This is a genomic window from Actinoplanes sp. G11-F43 (assembly GCF_050589265.1).
In the GTDB taxonomy this organism is placed as follows: domain Bacteria; phylum Actinomycetota; class Actinomycetes; order Mycobacteriales; family Micromonosporaceae; genus Actinoplanes.
In genome coordinates this window covers 104223-123201 of sequence record NZ_JBNZCE010000016.1, presented here as the reverse complement: position 1 = coordinate 123201, position 18979 = coordinate 104223, and the positions used below count along the sequence as shown (strand labels likewise).

Here is an 18979-nt window from a genome sequence, read left to right as displayed (position 1 = left end):
GCCGCGTTGTGGTGCGGATCGCGCTGGAAGGTGGCACGGGGTCGGGTGTCGGCCGTGTCGTGCCGCGTTGTGGTGCGGATTGCGCCGCAGGTCGGCACGCGGGTCGAGTCGGCCCTCAACGTGCCGCGTTGTGGCGTGGGTGGCGCCTGAGGTGGCACCCGGGTGGAGGGGCGGCGGCCCGAACCGGTGCCGCCGCCACACCCGAACCAGGGACGGTGCGCGTCCGGGTGGCGAGGGACGGAGCGCGAACCGCGCTCCGTGCCGACCCGGCGTTTTCGGCCCTTCGTAGATCATGGACGCTACCGGGGCCGGATAGGGTGCCCCGGGGTGGGAACTGTAACGGGAATTTCACACCGGGTATCGATTCACAACATGCCGGTCACCGCGCCGAGTTGTTTGACATGCCGTAGCAATGGTGCGGACTCCACCCGGTCGACGCCTTCCAGGGCGCTCACCCGCTCGGTCAGGTAACGGTAGAAGGCCGCCATGTCCCGGCAGACCACCGTGGCCACCATGTTGGTCGCGCCGGTGGTGGCCGCCGCGAACACCACCTCCTCGTGGTGGGTCAGGGCCGCGCCGACGGCGGCCAGGTGGGCCGGGGCCACGGTCAGCCACAACTGGACCGGGGCGTGGAAGCCGAACATGAAAGACCTCAGCTCGACGTCGTAGTAGAGGGCCCCGGTCCGGCGCAGCTCGCGCATCCGGCGGCGGACCGTGGACTCCGGCCAGCCGGTCGCGGTGGACAGTTCCGCGTAGGCCGTCCGCCCGTCCCGGGCCAGCGCGTCCAGCAGCGTCTGATCACCTTCGGACAGGACGACCGGAGGGCTGGCGGAAGGGCCGGTGGCGGAGGTGGTAGCCGGGGCGGAAGGGCCGGTGGTGGCGGTGGGGCCTGGGGCGGGAGGGCCGGTGGCGGAGGTGGTGGCCGGGGCGGTGGGGCCCAGGGCGTACGGCGCGGGGATCCCGTCCGGGGTGAGGGTGTCGATCTGGGCCCTGGTCAGGGCGTCGTCGTGCCGGTCCGGGCCGACCGCCCCGCCCACGTAGTGGTGGATCAGGCAGTGCGCGCTCACCGACACCAGCCGTGGCGTTCGGGGGAGGCGTTCCAGCAGCAGGGACTCCCGGTCGGCGTGGGCCGGAACCCGGACGTTGCAGGAGATCTCGGTGCCGCCGGAGGACAGGCTGACCCAGCCGGTGTCGGGGCGGCGGGCGAGTGCCCGGGCCAGCGTCATCGCCATGTCCGGCCCGGTGTGCAGCCGCAGCATCCACGTCTCGTAGCCGAGCCGGATCGGGTTGGGCAGGCCGACCACGCGCACCCCCGCGGTCTCCCGCAACCGGCGGTACCGGCGGGCGACGGTCTGGTCGGAGACGCCGAGGACCGCCCCGATCTCCCGGTATCCGGCCCGGCCGTCGATCCGCAGCGCGTGCACGATCTGCTGATCCAGCGCGTCGAATTCCACCACCAGAACCTATCCACAAGTCGAGAACCGCAGAACATGGCGCCGAACATGGCGTACGGGAGCGGGCACCGGGGATTCTTCGGCCCATGCGTAGATGGTCACCCCTGATCGCCGTCTGTCTCGGCACCTTCCTGCTGCTCGTCGACGTCACCATCGTGATCGTCGCCCTGCCGAGCATCGCCGGGCACCTGGACGCGGGACCGCACGACCTGGCGTGGGTCCTGGACGGCTATGCCCTGGCGCTGGCCGCCCTGCTGCTGGGTGCCGGAGCGCTGGCGGATCGATTCGGGCGCCGGGCCACGTACACCATCGGGCTGTTGATCTTTGCGGTGTCCTCGCTGATCTGCGTGCTGGCCCCGACGGTGCACGCCCTGGTCGCGGCCCGGGTGCTGCAGGGGGTCGGCGGCGCGGCGATGTTCGCGACCACGGTCGCCATCTTGAACGTCACCTACCGGGGCCGGGACCGGGGTGTCGCGTTCGGGATCTGGGGCGCGGTCAGCGGCGCCGCCACCGCGGCCGGTCCGCTGGCCGGCGGGCTGCTCACCGAGCACCTGGACTGGCGCTGGATCTTCCTGGTCAACCTGCCGGTCTGTGCGGTCGCGGCGTGGTTCACGACGCGGACGGTCGCCGAGTCGCGGGCCGAACGGGCCGGCCGGTTCGACGTGCCCGGCACGGTGACCTTCTCGCTGGCCGCGATCGCCATCACCTATGGGCTGATCCGTGCCGCCGCGGACGGCTGGACGTCGCCCGCGGTGCTCGGCCCGCTGGCCGCCGGTGTCGCCGGGATCGGGCTGTTCGTGCTGGTGGAGCTGAAGTCCACGGATCCGATGCTGGATCTGGGGCTGTTCCGGCAGCGGCCGTTCGCCGGGATGATCGTGGCGGCGTTCCTGTGCCAGGCCGCCGCGTTCGCCTACCTGCCCTACACGACGACGTGGCTGCAGCAGGTGCTCGGCTACGGCCCGGTGGACGCCGGCCTGCTCGGCGCGCTGCCGTTGAGCGGCGCGGCCCTGCTGGTGGGCGTGTTCGCGGGCCGCCGCCTGCAGACGGTGAACCCGCGGACCGCGATCGGTGGCGGGCTGCTGCTGATCGCGGCCGGCGCCCTCGCCCAGACGGTGGTGGACGACCGCGCGGCGGCCCTGATCCCGGGGCTGATCCTGGTCGGGCTGGGGTCCGGGGTGGTGATGCCGGTGCTGTCGTCGGCGGTGCTGGCCGAGGTGCCCCGGGAACGCAGCGGAATGGCCGGCGGGGCGCTGAACACGTTCCGTCAGCTGGGCTTCGCGTTCGGGGTGGCGATCTACGGCACGCTCTTCCCGGAGCGGAAAAGCTATGCCGCCGGGCTCAGTGACGCGACACTCATGGCGGGTGGGTTCGCGCTGGTGGCGGCGATCCTGGTGATGGTGACAGTGCGCCGGAGAGCGCCGGAAGCGGTGAAAATCGGGTGACATTTCCGGGCGGTCGTACGGCAGCATGACGGTCGTGGATGCGCGCGGACCCGTGAGATACCTGTGGTGGCTGGCCCGGCAAGTGAAAGGCCGGGTGGTGCTCGGGGCGGTCTACGGCTCGCTCTGGTTCGCCAGCCTGGCCCTCACGCCGTACCTGATCGCGCAGGCCATCGATCGCGGCCTGGTCCCGCACCGCCCGGCCGTGCTCCTCACCTGGGCCGGCGTGGTCCTCGCCGTCGGGGTCGGCAGCGCCTGGCTGGGCATCATGCGGCACCGCAGCATGACGAAGATGCGCCTGGCCGCCGCGCTGCGCACCGCCGACCTGGTGATGGCGCACGCCACCCGGCTGGGTTCGGCCCTGCCCCGCCGGGTCACCACCGGCGAGGTGGTCACCATCGGCATCTCCGACGTGTGGACCATCGGCCGGGCGATGAACGCGGGCGGTGTCGGGGTGGCGTCGCTGGTCGCCTGTGTGGTGGTCGCGGTCATGCTGGCGCGGATCTCCGGCCTGCTCGCCGCGGTGATCATGATCGGGGTGCCGGTGCTCGCGCTGATCGTCGGCCCGCTGCTGCGCCGCACCCAGCGGGCCGGATCCCGCTACCGGGAGCGGCAGGGCACGCTGAACGGGCGGCTCCTCGACGTGCTCGGCGGGCTGCGCATCCTCAACGGGCTGGGCGGCAAGGACGCCCACGTGGACCGCTACCGGCGGGAGTCGGCGGCGCTGCGCGACCAGGGCTACCGGGTCGGCGGCCCGACCAGCTGGATCGGCGCGCTCGGCGAGGGCCTGCCGGTGGTCTTCCTCGGTGTGGTGATCTGGCTGGCCGCCCGGCTCGCGGTCGCCGGTGACCTCACCGCCGGCGAGCTGGTCGCGGTGTACGGCTACACCGCCATGCTGGTCATCCCGGTCAACGTGCTGATCTTCGTCGGGTTCGACGTCACCCACGGGGTGGTCGCGGCCCGGCGGCTCACCGAATTCCTGCGGCTTCCGGTGGACGACCCGTCCGGTGAGCCCGCCCCGCCCGGCCCGTCCACCCTGCGCGACCCGGTGTCCGGGGTGTGCGCCGAACCGGGCCGGTTCACCGCCCTGGCCGGGGCCCGGCCGGCCGACGCCACCGAGATCCTGGACCGGCTCGGCGGCTACGGCCCCACCGAGGCCACCTGGGCCGGCCGCCGGATCGACCGGATCGCCCGCGCCGATGTCCGGGAGCGGCTGCTGGTCGCCGAACACGAGGCCGACCTGTTCGCCGGCACCCTGCGCGAGGTGGTCGCCGGCCGGCTCGACCCGGACGACGACCGGATCCGGCAGGCCCTGGCCACCGCCGTGGCCCACGACGTCGGCGACGACCTGGACCGGCCCCTCACCTGGGGCGGCCGCAACCTGTCCGGCGGGCAACGGCAGCGGGTCCGGCTGGCCCGCGCGATCTACGCCGACCCGGAGACACTGCTCGCCCCGGAGCCCACCTCGGCCGTCGACGCGCACACCGAAGCCGCGATCGCCGACCGGCTCAGCACCACCCGCGCCGGCCGCGGCACCGTCCTGGCCACCACCTCCCCGGTGCTGCTGGACCGAGCCGACACCGTGCACTGGCTGGTCGACGGCCGGGTCGCCGCCTCCGGCACCCATCGGGAGCTGCTCGCCACCGAGCCCGGCTACCGTGCGCTGGTGGTCCGGTGACCGCCGGCAACAAGCTCCCCGTCGCCGAGCCGCGCCTGGTCGGCCGGGCGGTCGCCGCCCTGATCGCCGCCGACCGGCGGACCGTCACCGGCATGATCACCCTCAGCTCGGTGGCCGCGATCGCCGGACTGGGCGGCCCGTGGCTGCTCGGCCGGGTCATCGACACCGTCGCCGCCGGAGGGGGCCACGGCACCGTCGACCGTCTCGCCCTCGCCGTGCTGGTCTGCGCCGTCGTCCAGATGCTGGTGTCCCGGTGGGCGCTCGCGGTGGCGTACCGGTTCGGTGAACGCACCGCCGCCCGCATCCGGGAGACCTTCCTGCGGCGCGCGGTCGACCTGCCGGCCGCCGTCGTCGAACGGGTGCCCGCCGGTGACCTGGCCGCCCGCGGCACCACCGACGTCGACGCGATCGCCACCGCGCTGCGCGACATCCTGCCGACCATCTTCGTCGGCGCCGTCCAGATCGTCTTCCTGATCGGCGCGGTGCTGGTGCTCGACCCGCTGCTCGGGCTGGTCGGGGTGATCGGGTTCTCCGGCATCTGGTTCGTCACCCGGTGGTATCTACGCCGGGCCCGGGCCGCCTACCTGCTCGAAGGCGAGGCCAACTCGCGGCTCGCCGACGAACTCGCCGCCACCACCACCGGCGCCCGCACCATCGAGGCCTTCGGGCTGGCCGACCGCCGGCTCGCCGCCGGGCAGGAGGCCCTCACCGAGACCCGGGCCAGCCGGTTGCGCACCCTCGGACTGCGCAGTGTGTTCTTCCCGCTGGCCGAGACGTCGTACGCGGTGCCCTCGGTCCTGGTCCTGCTGCTCGGCGGACTGTTCTACTTCGACGGCCGGGTCAGCATCGGCACCGTCGCCGCCGCCGTGCTCTACCTGCGCCAGCTGGTCGGGCCGATCGACGGCATCCTGATCTACATCGAGCAGATGCAGAGCGCCGGAGCCGCCTTCGCCCGCGTCGAGGGACTCGCGGCGGTCCCCGCGCCACCACCGTTCGCCGACGCCGCGCCGAAGGACGAGAAGATCGAGGTACGAGGCGTTCGGTACGCGTACGACAATGGTCGTGACGTCCTGCACGACGTGGAACTCACCGTCCGTCCCGGGGAACGGCTCGCCGTCGTCGGGCTCTCCGGAGCCGGCAAGTCGACCATGGGCCGTCTGATCGCCGGCATCGAGCGGCCCACCGCCGGCACCGTCACCGTCGGTGGCATCCCCATCGCCGACCTGCCCCCACACGAGCTACGCCGGCACGTCGTCCTCGTCACCCAGGAACACCACGTCTTCCGCGAGACCCTGCGGGAGAACCTGATGTCGCCCGCCCCCGACGACCGGCTGCGTGCGGCACTGCGCACCGTCGGCGCCGACTGGGCCGACGACCTCGACCGCGACCTCGGCGAACACCCCCTCGACGGCGCCCAGGCCCAGCAGCTGGCACTGGCCCGGGTGGTCCTCGCCGACCCGCACACGGTCATCCTGGACGAGGCCACCGCCCTGCTCGACCCGACGGCGGCCCGCGCGGCCGAACGCTCCCTCGCCGCGGTGCTGCGGGAACGCACCGTCATCGCGATCGCCCACCGCTTGCAGACCGCCCACGACGCCGACCGGGTCGCGGTGATGGACGACGGCCGGATCATCGAACTGGGCACCCACGACGAGCTGGTCGCGGCGGACGGCCCGTACGCCGCCCTGTGGCGCTCCTGGCACGGCGGCGAGACCCGGCCGGTCCCCTCGTGACGCCCGCCGGCTCACCAGGACGACGGATCCGCCGGATCACCGGCCGGCCGGTAACCGGCCAGTACGGACAGTGCCTCCGGTTCGGTGACGCCCTTCGCCCAGGAGCCCCAGCCGTCGCGGATCAGGCCGACGTAGCAGGAGCCGGCCACCGTCCGCAGCGCCCGGGTGTCCTCGCGGTCGACCCGGTAGGGGCCGGCGGTCAGTTCGCCGCGCGGGGCGGCCGGGCGGTGGCCGTCGGCGCGTTCCACCCGGACGCTGAACCAGCGGTCGTCGTCGCCGACCAGCAGCGCGCCCTCGGAGAAGCCCCCGGATCCGAGCATGACGCTGCAGGAGAGAGTGCGCATCCCGTCCGGGACGACGGTCAGCCGGAACGGCACGGCACACCGGCGGGCGCCGTCGAACCGGATCGCCGCGGCCGCCGTCAGCAGTTCGGCCCGGCCCGCGCCGAGCATCTGCAACCGGGCCCACAGCCCGGCCGACGGCTGCCAGTCCACGGTCCAGGTGCCGCCGTCCGGCCAGGCCCGGCCCGGCCGGTCTCCGACCAGCACGTCCTCCCGCGTGACCGACCCGCCGCCGGAACCGAGCGTCCGGTCCGCCCCGTCGAGCGCGGAAGCGTCCCCGGCCAGCAGGAACAACGCGGTGACGTCGGCGCCGAGGGTCTGCACGCTCTCCACCCCGGCCGCCGCGCCCCAGGTGACATGGGTGGAACCGGCCACCAGGTGGTCCGCGGTGAAGTGCAGGACGCCCGGATCGGTGCCGACCAGATCCGGGCGGGCCGCCGCACCCGGCTGGTCCGCGGCGGCCGGCAGCGCCGGGGTGGCCGTGCCGCCGGGCCGGGGCAGTCCCGGTGTCACCAGCACGACGGCGGCGACGGCCAGGGCCAGCACCGCCGTGCCGGCCGAGGTCAGCAGCCATCGCCGCCGCCGGAGCCGGCCGCCCCGTTCGCGGGCGCCGCGGACCAGCGCGCCGGTGTCGACGGTGCCGCCGGCCCGGTCCTGGAGGGTGGCGGCCAGCCGTTCACCGAGATCGTGCGACATCAGCGGACCTCCATGGTCGCGGTCGGCGCGGGCGTCACCGCGCGGAGTGTGGCCAGGGCCCGTTTCGCGTGGGTCCGGACGGTGGTCGCGGAGCAGCCCATCACCTCGGCGATCGCCGCGTCGTCCAGGTCCTCGTAGTAACGCAGCACGATCACCGTCCGCTGGCGGGCCGGCAGTGCGCGGACCAGCCGCCACATCTGGTCGCGTTCGGCCAGGACGGCGGCGGTGTCGGTGCGGCCCGCGACGTCGGCCACCACCGGAACGGCGACCTCGTGACTGCTGCGCCGCCGCCACCACGAGTGGTGGGCGTTGATCAGCATCCGGCGTACGTAGAGGTCGGGCCGCCCGGTCCGGTCGATCCGCCGCCACCGGGTGTAGGCGCGGGCCAGGACGTCCTGGACCAGATCCTCGGCCCGGTGTTCGTCGCCGGTCAGCAGCCGGGCGAGCCGGACCAGCGACGGGCCGCGGGCGTACGCGTACTCCTCGAACGTCACGCCTTAGGAAACGCGATGGGTGTCCGGCCGCGTTGACAGGGCGCCGATGATTTCCGCGACCGTCTCCGGCCTCGACAGGAACGGGTGGTGTCCGGCCGCCACCTCGATCACCGTGCCGGCGCGCCGGGCGAATTCGCGCTGGGCCGCGGCGGGGGTGCCGCGGTCCTCGGTGCACACCAGATAGGTGGTCGGCAGGCCGGGCCAGGCCACGTTGCGGACCGGCTGCTGGAGGACCGCGATGTTCTGCCGGGCCAGCCGCCGCGCGCCCTCGCGGACGATCTCGGGCGGGCAGTCCTGGGCGAACGTCTCGGCGAACAGTTCGGGCCGGGCGGTGAACGTGCCGCCGGCCGGGTCGAAGTCCAGGAACGGCGGCGGCTCGGGCGCGCCGAAGGTGGACAGTGACTCACCGGGCGCGGGCAGGTAGCTGGAGATGAACAGCATGTGCCGCACCGAGTCCGCGCCGACCGCCGCCTCGGACGCGACGATGCCGCCGTAGCTGTGCCCGACCAGCACTGTCGGCTCGGAGCTCTCGGTGAGTACGGCCCGGACCGCCGCGATGTCCTCGGCGAGTCCGGCTTCGGCCGGGTTCTCGCAGCTGGGCAGTTCCGGGGCTACGGCGACGGCGCCCGCCGCAGCGGTCGGGTGCCACCACCACGAGCCGTCCCGGACACACGCCCCGTGCACGAAGACCACGCGCATAACCAGCTCCTTCGGAGTCGAAGACGAAGATCAGGAGTCGATGATCAGGAGTCGATGATCACCGCGATCAACGGTAGACGTACTCGCCGTTACGTGAAAAAGTCCCGGGCATGGGACGTCGGAAGCAGCCGGAGATCCGGGACCGGATCCTGGACGCCTGCGTGGATCACGCGCTCGCGCACGGGCTGCCGGACCGGCTGGAGCCGTTCGCGACGGCGGCCGGCACCTCGACCCGGATGCTGATCTACCACTTCCGGACCCGGGACGCCCTGCTGCGGGAGACTCTGGGCCGGGCCCGGCGGCGGCAGCGCGACTATTTCGGCGCGCTGCTGGCCCCACGGCCGGACGAGGACTACCTGAGCACGCTGCGGGACGCCTGGCGGGGGATGACCGGGCCGGCCGGGCGGCCGTTCCTGACCATGTTCGGCAGGCTGCGGGAGGACTCCGGGGAGCGGTTGTGGCCGGGTTTCCGCCGGGAGTCCACCACCGACTGGCTGCTGCCGCTGGAGGTGGGTCTGCGCAGCGTGGGCCGCCCGGAGCTGGCGACCCTGGTGCTGGCGGTGATCCGCGGGCTGATCCTGGACATCGAGGCGACGGGCGACCTGACCCGCGCGGATCAGGCTTTCGATCACTTCCTGGCGACGCTCTCCGGGGAGCCCGCGAGCTCACCCTGAACCTGGTCGCGGCCGTGCCGTTTGGCCACGTAGAGCCATTCGTCGGCGCGGCCCAGCAGCACTTCGGCGGTGAGCGCCCCGCCGGTGCAGGTGGCCACCCCGATGCTGGCGGTGACCGGAAGTGTCCCGGTGGTGGCGGTCCAGTCGCGGTCGCGGATCAGCGCGGCCAGTTCCTCGGCCCGGCGGTGGGCGGTGGACGCGCCGGCGCCGGGCAGCAACAGCACGAACTCCTCGCCGCCGAGCCGGGCCGGGATGTCGACGTCGGCGGCGAACGCGCCGAGCAGGGCGCCGATCTGGCGCAGCACGGCGTCGCCGACCCCGTGTGACAGGGTGTCGTTGACCCGCTTGAAGTGGTCCAGGTCGATGATGGCCACCGACACCGGTTCGCCGGTACGCCGGGCGGCGGCGAGGGTCGCGGACAGTTTCTCGTCCAGGTAGCGGCGGTTGAACAGTCCGGTGAGCGCGTCGCGTTCGGCCATCTCCTGGAACTGGGCCGACTGCCGTCGTGCCTCGGTGGCCTCGAACAGCGCCTGCATGGCGTACGCCCGGGATTCGCGTTCGGCCGAGTGCAGGGTCTCGCTGAGTTCATGGAAGAGCTGGAACTCGTGGTACGCCTCCCGGTACTCGCCGGCGGCCGCGTGCCAATCGGCGCGGGCCCGGTGCACCCGGGCGGCGATCGAGCCGAGGTCGCGTTCCGCGCAGAGCCGTCCGGCGGTGTCCAGCGCTTCTCCGGCCTCGGCCCGGCGGCCGGTGGCGACGTAGATCTCGGCCAGCGTGAGCAGGCATTCCGGCAGGCTGTCGCCTTCGGAGTGCCACGATCCGGTGGGGTCGTCGAGGATCGGCCGGAGGGTCGCCTCGGCCTCGGCCCAGCGTTGCTGCATCATCAGGATCCGGGCCAGGGTGTCCAGGTGCAGGCCGTCGAGCGGGATCGCGCTCCGGTTGGCCGCCTCCACCATCTGCCGGGCCAGCGCGTTGGCCTCGTCGACGTCCTCGTTCTCGTACGCGGTGAACGCCATGTTGTTGAGCACGGTGAGCGCCTGGTGGGTGTCGTGGTTCTCGTCGGCGATCCGCATGGCTTCGGCGAACCGGCGGCGGGCGTCGTCGAACCGGCCGTTGAGGTCGAGGACCAGGCCGAGGGTGACCAGCTGGTTGCAGCGCAGCCGGTCGGACATGGTGCCGGCGTGCTGGAGCCCGGCGAGCGCGTGCACCAGGGCCTGGGCGTGGTCGCCGAGCCGGCGGAAGACGATCGCCAGGAGCCGGTGGCTGCGGGCGAGCAGGAACTCGTCGCCGTGCTCTTCGGCCCACAGGTTGGCACGGCGGGCGACCCGGCCCTGTTCGGCGACGTCGCCGTGCCGGCCGGCCACGTCGGCGATGATCAGCTGGGCGCGCCAGACCAGGTCGGTCCAGCCGTGCTCGCGAGCCTGGAGTTCGATGATCGCGGCGGGGGCGGCGACCGCCTCGAAGTCGCGCGCGGTGAGTAGCTCGAGTTCCTCGAGATGAGCGACGGTCGCCGCGCGCGCCGTGGGCGTCATCGGGAACATGCTATTCACGATTCCCGAATCGGCAGGCCGGCGACCGCCTTGAGGAATCGGCCTTGACCGGCGCCGGAGGCGGCCGTAATCTACCCGTAACTCTGAAACGTTTCACGAAACAGGGGAGCGGACCTTCATGGCCAACCCGGTAGTCTCCGATCTGATCGCCCGCTCCAACCGCCTCGGCGCGGACCCGCGGACCACCAACTACGCCGGCGGCAACACCTCCGCCAAGGGCGCCGGCACCGACCCGGTCACCGGGCAGGCCGTCGACCTGGTGTGGGTGAAGGGCTCCGGCGGCGACCTCGGCACCCTCACCGAGAAGGGCCTGGCCGTGCTCCGGCTGGACCGGCTGCGCGCGCTGACCGGCGTCTACCCGGGCGTGGAGCGCGAGGACGAGATGGTCGCCGCGTTCGACTACTGCCTGCACGGCCGGGGTGGCGCCGCCCCGAGCATCGACACCGCGATGCACGGCCTGGTCGACGCCCCGCACGTGGACCACCTGCACCCGGACGCCGGCATCGCGATCGCCACCGCCGCCGACGGCCCCGCGCTGACCAAGGAGATCTTCGGCGACCGGGTGCTGTGGGTGGACTGGCGGCGCCCCGGGTTCCAGCTGGGCCTGGACATCGCCGCCGCGCACCGGGCCAACCCGCAGGCCATCGGCGTGATCCTGGGCGGTCACGGGATCACCGCGTGGGGCGCCACCAGCGCGGAGTGCGAGGCCAACTCCACCGAGATCATCAACCGGGCGGCGGCCTACATCGAGGAGCACGGCCGCGGCGAGCCGTTCGGGGCGCAGCGGGTCGCGGCCCTGGCGACCGGAGCACGTCACGAGCGCGCCGCCGCACTGTTCCCGGTGATCCGCGGTCTCGCCTCCACCGACCGCGCGCAGGTCGGCCACTACACCGACAGTGACGTGGTCCTGGAGTTCACCGGCAGCGAGCGCCTGGCCGAGCTGGGCGCACTCGGCACGTCGTGCCCGGACCACTTCCTGCGTACGAAGGTCAAACCGCTCGTCGTCGACACCGCCCCGGACGCGCCCCTGGACGAGGTGGTGGCCCGCCTGAAGGAGCTGCACGAGGCGTACCGGGCGGACTACCGCGGCTACTACGAGCGGCACGCCACCGCGGACAGCCCGGCGATCCGCGGCGCCGACCCGGCGATCGTGCTGGTCCCCGGCGTGGGCATGTTCTCGTTCGGGGCCAACAAGCAGACCGCGCGGGTGGCCGGCGAGTTCTACGTCAACGCGATCAACGTGATGCGCGGCGCCGAGGCGATCTCCCGGTACGCCCCGATCGACGAGTCGGAGAAATTCCGCATCGAGTACTGGGCACTGGAGGAGGCCAAACTCCAGCGGATGCCGAAACCGAAGGCCCTGGCCACCCGGATCGCCCTGGTCACCGGCGCGGGCTCGGGCATCGGCCGGGCGATCGCGCTGCGGCTGGCCGCGGAGGGCGCGTGCGTGGTGGTCAGCGACCGGGACACCGAGGCGGCACGGTCGGTGGCGGCCGAGATCGGGGGCGCCGACGTGGCGGTCGCGGTCAGCCTGGACGTGACCGACGAGGAGGCGGTGGCTGACGCCGTACGCCAATCGGTCCTGGCCTTCGGTGGGGTTGATCTCGTCGTCAACAACGCCGGGCTGTCGCTGTCCAAGTCGCTGCTGGACACCACCGCCCGCGACTGGGACCTGCAGCACGACGTGATGGCCAAGGGCTCGTTCCTGGTGTCCCGGGAGACCGCGCGGGTGCTGATCGCGCAGGGCATGGGCGGCGACATCGTCTACATCTCCAGCAAGAACTCGATCTTCGCCGGGCCCAACAACGTGGCCTACGGCGCGGCCAAGGCCGACCAGGCCCACCAGGTGCGCCTGCTCGCCGCCGAGCTGGGCCCGCACGGCATCCGGGTCAACGGCGTCAACCCCGACGGGGTGGTACGCGGTTCCGGCATCTTCGCCGGTGGGTGGGGCGCCGACCGGGCCGCCGTCTACGGGGTGCCGGAGGAGAAGCTGGGCGAGTTCTACGCCCAGCGCACCCTGCTCAAGCGGGAGGTGCTGCCGGAGCACATCGCCAACGCGGTCTTCGCGATCACCGGCGGCGACCTGACCCACACCACCGGCCTGCACGTCCCGGTGGACGCCGGCGTGGCCGCGGCGTTCCTGCGATGACCGAGTCATCGGGCGCGGCCGGCTCCTTCGCCGCAGTCGATCTGGGCGCGTCCAGCGGGCGCGTCGTGGTCGGCCGGTTCCACCCGGGCGGGCTCGACCTGGAGGTGGTGCACCGGTTCCCGAACGAGCCGGTGCGGGCCGGCGGCACCCTGCACTGGGACATCCTGTCGCTGCACCGCGGGGTGGTCGAGGGGCTGCGCGCGGCCGGGCCGGTGCGCAGCGTCGGCATCGACTCGTGGGCCGTCGACTACGGGCTGCTCGACGCGGACGGGGCGCTGCTCGGCAACCCGGTGCACTACCGGGACTCGCGCACCGACGGGATCGCCGAGCGCGTGCGTGACCTGTACGACGTGTGCGGGCTGCAGCGACTGCCGTTCAACACGGTGTACCAGCTGCTGGCCGCCGAGCCGACCGCCCAGTACGCGGCGGCACACCGGCTGCTGATGATCCCCGACCTGCTCGCCTACTGGCTGACCGGGGAGATCGGAGCCGAATACACCAACGCGTCGACCACGGGGCTGCTCGACGTACGTACGCGGGACTGGTCGTCGCCGTTGATCTCGGAATTGGGGTTGCGGTCCACGCTGCTGCCCCCGGTGCGGCACCCCGGAGACCTGATCGGGTTGTACGAGGGGACGCCCGTGGTCGCGGTCGGCTCGCACGACACCGCCAGTGCCGTGGTGGCCGTGCCCGCGACCGGGCCCGATTTCGCGTACATCTCGTGCGGCACCTGGTCCCTGGTCGGCCTGGAACTGGATGCCCCGGTGCTCAGCGAGGCGTCCCGGGCGGCCGACTTCACCAACGAGGGCGGTGTCGACTCGACGATCCGCTACCTGCGCAACGTGATGGGCCTCTGGCCGTTGCAGGAGTGCCTGCGCGAATGGGGCTCGCCGGATCTCGCCACGCTGCTGACCGAGGCGTCTTCGCGTGCCGCGCTGCGCTACGTGGTGGATCTCGACGATCCGGTCTTCCTGCCGCCCGGCGACATGGAGGGGCGGTTGCGCACGGCCGCCGGACTGCCCGCCGATGTGGACCGGGCGACCATCGTGCGCTGCGTCCTGGACAGTCTGGCGCTCGCTCACCGGCGGGCCGTCCGGCAGGCCGGTGAGCTGGCCGGGCGCGAGATCGGCGTGGTGCACCTGGTCGGCGGGGGAGCGCTCAACGAGTTGCTCTGCCAGGCGACCGCCGACGCCTGCGGGCTGCCGGTGCTGGCCGGGCCGGTGGAGGCCACCGCGATCGGCAACCTGCTCGTCCAGGCCCGCGCCGCCGGAGTGGTCCACGGGGGACTGGATGCGATGCGGGCGCTGGTGCGCGAGACTCAGCAGATCGTGCGGTACGAGCCGGTCCCGTCACCGGTCTGGGACGAGGCCGCCGCCCGAGTGGGGAGGTGAACCGTGCGGATCGCGTTCTTCGCCACCTGCCTGGCCGACACCCTCTTCCCGGAGGCGGCCAAGGCCACGGTGCGACTGCTGGAACGGCTCGGGCACGAGGTGGTGTTCCCGTTCGAACAGACCTGCTGCGGGCAGATGCACATCAACACCGGGTACCAGAAGGAGGCGCTGCCGCTGATCCGGCGGTACGCGAAGACCTTCGACCCGTACGACGTGATCGTGGTGCCGTCCGGATCCTGCGCCGGGTCGATCCGCCACCAGCACGCCATGGTCGCCACCAGACACGGGGACGCCGGGCTGGCCGGGCGCAGCACGTCGGTCGCGGCGCGCACCTACGAGCTGTCCGAACTGCTGATCGACGTGCTGGAGGTGGAGGACGTGGGGGCGTACTACCCGCATCGGGTCACCTACCATCCGACCTGCCACAGTCTGCGGATGACGCGGGTCGGGGACAAGCCGTTGCGGCTGCTCCGGCGGGTGCGTGGTCTGGAGTTGGTCGAGTTGCCCGCCGCCGAGCAGTGTTGCGGGTTCGGAGGGACGTTCGCGTTGAAGAACGCGGACACGTCGACGGCGATGCTGGCCGACAAGATGGACAATGTGGTGTCCACCGGGGCTGAGGTGTGTACTGCCGGTGATACCTCGTGCCTGATGCATATCGGCGGGGGCTTGTCACGAAATAATACGGGAATCCGGACAATTCACCTGGCGGAGATTCTTGCCTCGACGGAGGCGTCATGACCACTTTTCTCGGTATGCCGGCCACCGCTCCCCGGGGAGTGGGGCATCTGCGAGGTGACGAGTCCTTTCCGGTCGCCGCCAGGGAAGCTCTGAAGAACGATCAACTGCGGCGCAACCTCCGGCACGCCACCACCACTATTCGGGGCAAATCGGGCCGGGTGATATCCGAATTACCGGATTGGCAACGGTTGCGGGACGCCGGCTCGGCGATCAAAGCCGACGTCATGGCCCGACTGCCGGAACTGCTCGAACAGCTGGAGGAGAAGGTCACCGCCGCCGGCGGGGTGGTGCACTGGGCCGCCGACGCCAACGAGGCCAACCGGATCGTCACCGACCTGGTCCGCCGGACCGGCTCGGACCGGGTCATCAAGGTCAAGTCGATGGCCACCCAGGAGATCGGGCTCAACGAGGCCCTGGAAGCCGCCGGGATCGCCCCCGTCGAAACCGACCTGGCCGAACTGATCGTGCAACTCGGCGAGGACAAACCCAGCCACATCCTGGTCCCCGCCATCCACCGGAACCGGTCCGAGATCCGGGAGATCTTCCTGCGGGCCATGCCCGGCGTCGACCCGGCACTCACCGACGACCCGCCGGTGCTCGCCGCCGCGGCCCGCCGCTACCTGCGCGAGACGTTCCTGTCCACCAGCGTCGCGGTCAGCGGGGCCAACTTCGCCATCGCCGACACCGGCACCCTCGGCGTCGTCGAATCCGAGGGCAACGGGCGGATGTGCCTCACCCTGCCGGACACCCTGATCACCGTGATGGGCATCGAGAAAGTGCTGCCCACCTGGCGAGACCTGGAAGTCTTCCTGCAACTGCTGCCACGGGCGTCGACCGGCGAGCGGATGAACCCGTACACCACGATGTGGACCGGAGTCACCCCCGGCGACGGGCCGCGCAGCTTCCACCTGGTGCTGCTCGACAACGGGCGCAGCGCGGTCCTCGCCGACACCGTGGGCCGCTCGGCGCTGCACTGCATCCGCTGCTCGGCCTGCCTCAACGTGTGCCCGGTGTACGAGCGGACCGGCGGACACTCGTACGGCTCGGTCTATCCCGGGCCGATCGGGGCGGTGCTGTCCCCGCAGCTCACCGGGATCACCGACAACGCCTCCCTGCCGTACGCCTCCTCGCTCTGCGGCGCCTGCTTCGACGCCTGCCCGGTGAAGATCGACATCCCGTCGCTGCTCGTGCACCTGCGCGACCAGGCCCCGCACCCCGCCACCGAGCGGGCCGCGATGGCCACCGCCGCCAGAATCATGGACCGGCCGCGCCTGTACGCGTCCGCCCAGCGCGCCGCCAAACTGGCCCGGATCGTCGGGCGCCGGGGCCGGGCCCTGCCCCCGCCCCTGACCGGATGGACGGCCGGGCGGGACCTGCCCGAGTTCCCGCGACAGACCTTCCGCGACTGGTGGGCCGAGACCCATGGGGAGGGCCGATGAGCTCCCGGGAGTTGATCCTCGGACGGATCCGGGCCGCGCTGCGGGACACGCCGGTGGTGCCCCCGGTGCCGCGGGACTACCGTCCGGCGGGTGCGAACCGGCCCGATCTGGACGTGTTCGTCGACCGGCTCGCCGACTACAAGGCCGAGGTCTACCGGGTCGGCGAGGCCGAGGTGGCGGACACCGTCCAACGGATCGCCGGAGAGGGCGGGTCGGTACTCGTACCGCCGGGTCTGCCGCAGTCGTGGCGCCCGGCGGGTGCCTTCCCCGACGACGACCTGGACCAGGACCGCATCGCCGGAGCCGACGCCGTGCTCACCGCCGCCGCGGTGGCCGTCGCCGAGACCGGGACCATCGTGCTGGACGCCGGCCCCGACCAGGGCCGGCGGATCATCACCCTGCTGCCGGACGTGCACATCTGCGTGCTGCGGCCGGACCAGGTGGTCGCCTCGGTGCCGGACGCCGTCGCCCACCTCACCCCGGGGCGGCCGCTGACCTGGATCAGCGGGCCGTCCGCCACCAGCGACATCGAACTGAACCGGGTGGAGGGGGTGCACGGCCCCCGTCATCTACACGTGATCATCCTCGATTGACGGTGGCCTCGATCAGTTCGAGGACCCGGTCCGGGATCCGCAGCGACGGCAGGTGATCCACCCCCGGCACCTCGACGAACTCGACCCCCGGGATCCGGGTCGCGGCCTGCCGGGCGGCGTCCACGATCCAGTCCCGGTCCAGGTCGCCGACCAGCAGCGAGGCCGGCACCCGGATCTCGCCGAGCCGGTCGAACACCGCCGGGTTCGGCTGCTCCAGGCCGTTCTCGGCGAGCCATCCGCGCACCCCGGACCGCAGCTGCTCCACCACCTCCGGGGTACGCCCGGCGCGGGCCCACACACTCAGCGCCACGTCGACGATCGCGTCGAAGCCCTCCGCCTCGGCCTTGGCATACGCCGCTTCGGTCGCCGGGTCGTCCGGCACCGGAAAACCCGAGATCCCCGGGCAGAGCAGCACCAGCGCGGACACCCGCTCCGGCCGGGTGATCGCCAGACCGAGCGCGGCGTCCCCGCCCTGACTGCAGCCGACGATCGGGGCCCGGTCGACGCCGAAGTGATCGAGAACGGCCACCAGGTCGTCGAGCATCACGAACGGCGCGGTCGGCGCGGGAGACCGGCCGAAACCCCGGGCGTCATAGCGGATCACCCGGTGCCGTGCCCGCAGCTCCGGCAGGATCGGATCCCACACCCGCGAGTCACCCACCCCCGGATGCACCAGGATCAGTGGCGGCCCGTCCCCGCTGTCGTCCGCCCACACCGTGTCGCCCCCGGCCACACTCACCATCGTCTCCGTCATGGACTCATCGTCCGACATCCAGGCTGATCGTGGACAGCGGGCGGCCTCGATCTCGTCCGCAGTCGCTGGTCATCCGGTGTTTACGCTGCTCGCAACAGTTTTCTGAGCGACAGCCGCCTCGCGTGCGGGACCGCCGCCGACCTGATCCTGTTCACCATCGAGCTGAACACGCACGAGCTGATGGCCGCCCCCGGCACCGTCCCGGTCGAGACGTTCGAACGCGAACTGGCCGACATGGTCACCCGATGTCTGCGCGGGGACGTCTCGCCGTGAACCCGGCCCGGCGCGCGTCGGCCGCCCCCGCCGCGGCGGCCAGCGCGGTCTCCAGGTCGGCGCCGTCCAGCGGGCGCCTCAGCATGCCGTCCACCCGGGCCTCGGTGAAGTCCCGGCACTCCTCCCGGTCCGAGCAGACCGCGACCATCCGGGGCCGGCCGTGCGACGGCGGGTCGGCGCGGATCAGCCGGACCGTGGCCGGGCCGTCCAGCACCAGCAGACCGGCACCCAGCAGCACCAGGTCGTAACGGTCCCGCTGAACCGCCTCCGCCGCGGCCTCCCCGTCCCCGACGGTCACCACCCGGTGCCCGAGCCGCTCCAGCATCCGGCGGGCGAGCCGCTGATCGACCGGGTCGTCCTCGGCCACCAGCACCAGCATCGACCTGGCCTCCCGCGCCGGCCGTTCCCGGGCGGTCCGGTGGGCCCCGGCGCCGCCGGGTTCCTCTCCGAGGTCCGCGCCGGGGCTCGCCGCGGCTTCGTCTCCGGGGCGCGGGCCTTCGTCGGGGCGCCGGCCGGGGTCCTCTTCGGGGTGTGGGCCTTCTGCGGGGCGCCGGCCGGGGTCCTCTTCGGAGCTTGGGCCAGGGCTCTCCCTGAGGCGCCGGCCCAGCGCGTGCCCGCCGATCAGCAGCATGATCCCGGCGGCGGCCGACACCCAGAGGACCAGCCATCGGGTGATCCGCGCACCGGCCCGGATCTCGCCGAGCCGCCGTTCCACGTCGGTGCCCGGACGGGTGGCCAGGACCTCGCCGATCTGCCGCAGAACCACGTCGTTGCACAGGTACGCGGTGATCCCGACGGCGAGCACGGCCAGCAACCCGAGCGTCACCCCGGCCCGCAGCAGGTGACCATGGCGTGGCACGTTCCCGACTCTAGGTTCCGCGTGG

At 72.7% G+C, this 18979-nt stretch carries 16 protein-coding genes; 9 read left to right on the top strand and 7 right to left on the bottom strand.

Translation table 11 applies throughout. The features are described from left to right. Window positions 1-365: 365 nt before the first annotated feature. Window positions 366-1454 carry an AsnC family transcriptional regulator gene (locus ACQ0O7_RS18855; protein ID WP_430783427.1) on the bottom strand — a complete coding sequence of 363 codons (1089 nt, stop codon included), beginning with the start codon at window positions 1452-1454 and terminating at the stop codon, window positions 366-368. 86 nt (window positions 1455-1540) lie between these two features. Between ACQ0O7_RS18855 and ACQ0O7_RS18850 the strand changes: the two genes are divergently transcribed. From ACQ0O7_RS18850 to ACQ0O7_RS18840, 3 genes are all read left to right on the top strand, one after another. After that, window positions 1541-2896: an MFS transporter gene (locus ACQ0O7_RS18850; protein WP_430783426.1), complete on the top strand. Its 1356-nt coding sequence runs from the start codon at window positions 1541-1543 to the stop codon at window positions 2894-2896. A gap of 94 nt (window positions 2897-2990) precedes the next feature. Next, window positions 2991-4571 carry an ABC transporter ATP-binding protein gene (locus ACQ0O7_RS18845; protein ID WP_430783431.1) on the top strand — a complete coding sequence of 527 codons (1581 nt, stop codon included), beginning with the start codon at window positions 2991-2993 and terminating at the stop codon, window positions 4569-4571. Then, window positions 4568-6304 carry an ABC transporter ATP-binding protein gene (locus ACQ0O7_RS18840; RefSeq protein ID WP_430783425.1) on the top strand — a complete coding sequence of 579 codons (1737 nt, stop codon included), beginning with the start codon at window positions 4568-4570 and terminating at the stop codon, window positions 6302-6304. Before ACQ0O7_RS18845 ends, ACQ0O7_RS18840 begins: the two co-directional genes overlap by 4 nt. An 11-nt stretch (window positions 6305-6315) precedes the next feature. Here the strand turns inward: ACQ0O7_RS18840 and ACQ0O7_RS18835 are convergent, their stop codons facing one another. The 3 genes from ACQ0O7_RS18835 to ACQ0O7_RS18825 are packed head-to-tail and all read right to left on the bottom strand — an operon-like array spanning window position 6316 to window position 8534. Then, entirely contained in the window at window positions 6316-7341 is a 1026-nt protein-coding gene (locus ACQ0O7_RS18835) for a hypothetical protein (RefSeq protein ID WP_430783424.1), read from the bottom strand. Next, window positions 7341-7835, bottom strand: coding sequence for a SigE family RNA polymerase sigma factor (locus ACQ0O7_RS18830; protein ID WP_430783423.1), 495 nt, complete (start codon window positions 7833-7835; stop codon window positions 7341-7343). The genes ACQ0O7_RS18835 and ACQ0O7_RS18830 overlap by 1 nt, the downstream gene beginning before the upstream one ends. A gap of 3 nt (window positions 7836-7838) precedes the next feature. Then, window positions 7839-8534, bottom strand: coding sequence for an alpha/beta hydrolase (locus ACQ0O7_RS18825; RefSeq protein ID WP_430783422.1), 696 nt, complete (start codon window positions 8532-8534; stop codon window positions 7839-7841). A gap of 110 nt (window positions 8535-8644) precedes the next feature. Here ACQ0O7_RS18825 and ACQ0O7_RS18820 point away from each other — a divergent pair, with 110 nt between their 5' ends. Beyond that, window positions 8645-9208, top strand: coding sequence for a TetR/AcrR family transcriptional regulator (locus ACQ0O7_RS18820; protein ID WP_430783421.1), 564 nt, complete (start codon window positions 8645-8647; stop codon window positions 9206-9208). On the opposite strand, the gene ACQ0O7_RS18815 is transcribed toward ACQ0O7_RS18820, so the two are convergent. Continuing rightward, complete coding sequence (locus ACQ0O7_RS18815; protein WP_430783420.1) at window positions 9163-10740, bottom strand: diguanylate cyclase; 1578 nt, start codon at window positions 10738-10740, stop codon at window positions 9163-9165. The genes ACQ0O7_RS18820 and ACQ0O7_RS18815 overlap by 46 nt on opposite strands. Window positions 10741-10876: 136 nt before the next feature. On the opposite strand from ACQ0O7_RS18815, the gene ACQ0O7_RS18810 reads away from it, so the two are divergent. The 5 genes from ACQ0O7_RS18810 to ACQ0O7_RS18790 are packed head-to-tail and all read left to right on the top strand — an operon-like array spanning window position 10877 to window position 17068. Beyond that, a complete protein-coding gene (locus ACQ0O7_RS18810; RefSeq protein ID WP_430783419.1) occupies window positions 10877-12907 on the top strand; it encodes a bifunctional aldolase/short-chain dehydrogenase in 2031 nt (676 codons plus the stop codon). After that, window positions 12904-14298 carry a rhamnulokinase gene (locus ACQ0O7_RS18805; RefSeq protein WP_430783418.1) on the top strand — a complete coding sequence of 465 codons (1395 nt, stop codon included), beginning with the start codon at window positions 12904-12906 and terminating at the stop codon, window positions 14296-14298. Before ACQ0O7_RS18810 ends, ACQ0O7_RS18805 begins: the two co-directional genes overlap by 4 nt. Before the next feature lie 3 nt (window positions 14299-14301). Then, window positions 14302-15036 (top strand): (Fe-S)-binding protein, encoded by a 735-nt coding sequence (locus ACQ0O7_RS18800; protein WP_430783417.1) that lies wholly within the window; start codon window positions 14302-14304, stop codon window positions 15034-15036. Continuing rightward, window positions 15033-16475: a LutB/LldF family L-lactate oxidation iron-sulfur protein gene (locus ACQ0O7_RS18795; RefSeq protein ID WP_430783416.1), complete on the top strand. Its 1443-nt coding sequence runs from the start codon at window positions 15033-15035 to the stop codon at window positions 16473-16475. Before ACQ0O7_RS18800 ends, ACQ0O7_RS18795 begins: the two co-directional genes overlap by 4 nt. Beyond that, window positions 16472-17068: a LutC/YkgG family protein gene (locus ACQ0O7_RS18790; RefSeq protein ID WP_430783415.1), complete on the top strand. Its 597-nt coding sequence runs from the start codon at window positions 16472-16474 to the stop codon at window positions 17066-17068. Before ACQ0O7_RS18795 ends, ACQ0O7_RS18790 begins: the two co-directional genes overlap by 4 nt. Here the strand turns inward: ACQ0O7_RS18790 and ACQ0O7_RS18785 are convergent. Then, the gene (locus ACQ0O7_RS18785; RefSeq protein WP_430783414.1) at window positions 17055-17822 is read right to left on the bottom strand and encodes an alpha/beta fold hydrolase; all 768 of its coding nucleotides are present in this window, start codon (window positions 17820-17822) and stop codon (window positions 17055-17057) included. The genes ACQ0O7_RS18790 and ACQ0O7_RS18785 overlap by 14 nt on opposite strands. Before the next feature lie 238 nt (window positions 17823-18060). Next, window positions 18061-18954, bottom strand: coding sequence for a response regulator (locus ACQ0O7_RS18780; RefSeq protein ID WP_430783413.1), 894 nt, complete (start codon window positions 18952-18954; stop codon window positions 18061-18063). Between the last annotated feature and the right edge of the window lie 25 nt (window positions 18955-18979).